The organism is Thermodesulfobacteriota bacterium (assembly GCA_035325995.1).
GTDB lineage: Bacteria > Desulfobacterota_D > UBA1144 > Nemesobacterales > UBA2774 > JADLGH01.
Window position 1 is genome coordinate 1 of record DAOKYU010000039.1, and the last position, 3,011, is coordinate 3,011.

The 3,011-nt window shown below is 56.6% G+C and carries 3 protein-coding genes; 2 read left to right on the forward strand and 1 reads right to left on the reverse strand.

The window, feature by feature from the left end; genetic code table 11:
* The first annotated feature begins 367 nt into the window (after positions 1 to 367).
* On the forward strand, positions 368 to 871 hold the full coding sequence (locus PKC29_15520) for an IPTL-CTERM sorting domain-containing protein (GenBank protein HML96816.1): 504 nt from the start codon (positions 368 to 370) through the stop codon (positions 869 to 871).
* 271 nt (positions 872 to 1,142) lie between these two features.
* The gene (locus PKC29_15525) at positions 1,143 to 1,442 is read left to right on the forward strand and encodes a hypothetical protein (GenBank protein HML96817.1); all 300 of its coding nucleotides are present in this window, start codon (positions 1,143 to 1,145) and stop codon (positions 1,440 to 1,442) included.
* Positions 1,443 to 2,014: 572 nt separating this feature from the next.
* Here the strand turns inward: PKC29_15525 and PKC29_15530 are convergent.
* Positions 2,015 to 2,713, reverse strand: coding sequence for a sulfotransferase family 2 domain-containing protein (locus PKC29_15530; protein ID HML96818.1), 699 nt, complete (start codon positions 2,711 to 2,713; stop codon positions 2,015 to 2,017).
* Between the last annotated feature and the right edge of the window lie 298 nt (positions 2,714 to 3,011).

Genomic DNA, 3,011 nt, shown 5'->3' on the forward strand with positions numbered 1-3,011 from the left:
AACCACCTGTAGCGCGTCAGAAAATGATAGCAAGGCTTTCGCTACTTCGGAATCCAGCACGCGAGGCGTGCAAAATCATCGTTCCTTCGCTAAATCCTCCAAATACTATACCCCCACCCTGACCCTCCCCCTGGGAGGGGGAGGGAAGAGTAAGGTAGGTCGGATTTTTAACGCTCATCCACTCGATGTCTTCGGCGTGGCAAGGCTGGTGATTAATTGGAACGGACGACCGGGCGGTGCTATGGATTTCCAAGTCGGCTATGCCGATTTCCGGCACGCGAGGCGCACACAGGGCGGTTGACGCAGGCCTGGAAATGCTATAAAACTCCTTATAGTATCGTATAACAACTCGTTAAAGGAGGATTCGATGCACAGGATACTCAAACCGTATTTCGCTGTACTCGTCGCGTTTTTTGCATTGGCGGCCTTTTTCTCCACGGTGGATACGGGCATGGCCCAGCCGTCGGAGTGCGAGCTTACGCTGACGGTAGATGCGCCGGGGGCCGGCGGCGTGCCGTTTGAATTCGAGGGTTTCGACGAGGGCGGTCCGTTCGACTTTACGCTCTTCGCGGGCGTCACGGAGACAGGTCTCGCCGATTTCGGCCCCGGGTATGTAGTCGAGCTTCCCACGCCGGGATGGCATTTCGACAGGATAGAGTGCGAGCCGGGAGGCGGTATCGAGATCATATCGCTGTCCATTGGATGGTTCCAGGACTGCTTCGATCCCGGGTCTCCGACGGTCTGCACTATATATAACACCACGAGCGCGAGCATTCCGACGCTTTCGGAATGGGGCATGATGGCGGCCGCGGCGGGGTTCGCGCTGATAGGTATGTTCTACGCGATCAGGAGAAGGAAGGCGTCGGCTTGAGCACGCCCCGTGCCGGAAATAGGCGTAGCATAGTCATGCTTTAATTAATCGACGTGCGTAAGATTCGATGAATCACCTTCGGCGGTTCAACCCCCACCCTGACCCTCCCCTTCCCAAGTGGGAGGGGAGATAAGATGAGGGGGATGTGGCTTGATTTAAGGTTGCCGGATAACTCCCCTCCCTCGTGAAAGGGAGGGGAGATTAATGCATGGAAGTCTCGCACCGGCCGATGTAAAATTATTCATCATTCGGCGATGCGGAGGAGGCCTTCATGATCGCGTTACTGGAAAAGATATCGAAGTGTTTTTTGATCGCGGCGTTTCTCTTTCTCTTCGCCTTTCCTCTTTCGGACGCGCTCGCGGACGACGGCAGCGGTAATGGCGGCAGTGACGACGTCGAGGAGATTCCGCTCGCACCGTCCGATCCCGACATATCCGACGTATGCGTCCCCGCGGACTGCAGCCCGGCGAAGGCGTGCCCGGATTCGGACCAGAGCTGCTACACGATCAACGGGGTGTTTTATTGCTGCATAGAGCCGCCGTCGCCGGGGATGGAGTCGGTGGGGGATTGACACACGTAGTGTGTTTCTCGACGTAGCACCGAAGTTGCTAAGACCACCTGAAGTGCGGCTGGTGGCAATGGCAGAGCGCTGCTACTTCGATTGCGTGCGGCTGCGAGCCGCACTTCGGAATCCTGCACGCGAGGCGTGCAAAATCATCGCTCCTTCGCAAAATCCTGTTTCTCTGATTAATTTGTAAGGTACCCCCTCACCCTTAATCCCTATTTTGATTTCGGATACTTTCGAGCTGCAATAGACAAACTTTCGTGCAGTCGGCCGGGGGCGTCCGAATGCTCGCTTGCTCGCATTCGTTCCCCAAGGGGAGAGGGGAGAGTAATGGAGTCGGATTTTTAACGCTCATAAGCTCGATGTCTTCGGCGGGGCAAGTCAGGTGATTGAACAATATGGATGACCGGGCGGTGCTATGGATTTCGAAGTCAGCTATGTCGAATTCCTGCACGCGAGGCGTGGACACGTAGTGTCTTTTTCGGCATAGCGCGATAGTTGCTAAGACCACCGGAAGCGCGTCGGGTGATAATAGCCGAGCGCTGCCACTTCGATATCCTGCGGGCGTGGCGCGCCCCCTAGAAGTCGTAGTCGAGAAGGTCGATTTCTGGGCGGAAGAGGGTTTCGACAGCCTCCTTCCAGCCCGGGGTGTAGACCTCGCGGTAGGGGCGCCTGTCGGTGCGGTAGTGGGATTTTTCGGTCGCGCCGAGCGTGCCCGTAAACGGCACTCCGAGCATGCCGAACACCTCGGCCAGCTCTTCGTTCAGCCTCTCGTAACGGATCACGCGGTCGACCATGAGCTTCCCGTCGCGGTCGGTGTATTTCGTGTAGTTATACGGCAGCTCCGCGACCTTCAAATACTCGTCGAAGGATAGGTTGTTGTCGTATCGTGCGTATCTCTGCCGGACGAAGTGGTAGTGCGAAAGCACCTTGTCCCACGGGTTCCGGTCTACCGTGAACTTGTAGTAGCTGTCCCATATCTCGCGGGGGATCCTGTCCCTGGCTTCGCGGGCCTTTATGTGCGACTGGAATTTCTTGAGCGTGGCGAAACGCCAGAGCGTACGCATGTATTGTCGCACGGTGGTCTTTTCGGCGAGCTCGGGGAGGGGGTTGAAAAGACCCCTGAAATTGCGGGGGTGATATTCCTGCTCGGGCTTGTCGATGGGAGAGACGATGTCGTCCTCGCCGCAGAGGCGCGAGAGATAAATCTGGATGCTCGAGCCTGCGGTCTTCCTGGTCTTTATGAAAATGAACTTGTATTTGTGGGACAGTATCATCCATACCGCCGTGCACGGGGCCGCCGGCCCCGCCTGGTTTGCCTCGGGAAAAGTGTACCACGGCGGGGGGCGGTGGCAATACGGGGGGCGGTCTTCCTTCGACGTAGCAATGAAGTTGCTAAAGTCACGTGAAGCGCGGCGAGTGCTAATGGCGTAATGCTGCTACTTCGATTGTTTACTGCCGGGGGTCTTCAGTGGCTGGAGGGGAAGTTTTGTAGTAATTGGTAAGTACTGAGAAAGGGCTTTCTACTTTTGCCTGACCACACACGCATGTGTGATTTACGGCGTAGCACCGAAG

What these genes read in the sequence shown, in the direction of transcription:
- PKC29_15520 (HML96816.1), top strand. Translation starts at nt 368, where the DNA reads ATGCACAGGATACTCAAACCGTATTTCGCTGTACTCGTCGCGTTTTTT.
- PKC29_15525 (HML96817.1), top strand. Translation starts at nt 1,143, where the DNA reads ATGATCGCGTTACTGGAAAAGATATCGAAGTGTTTTTTGATCGCGGCG.
- PKC29_15530 (HML96818.1), bottom strand. Translation starts at nt 2,713, where the DNA reads ATGATACTGTCCCACAAATACAAGTTCATTTTCATAAAGACCAGGAAG.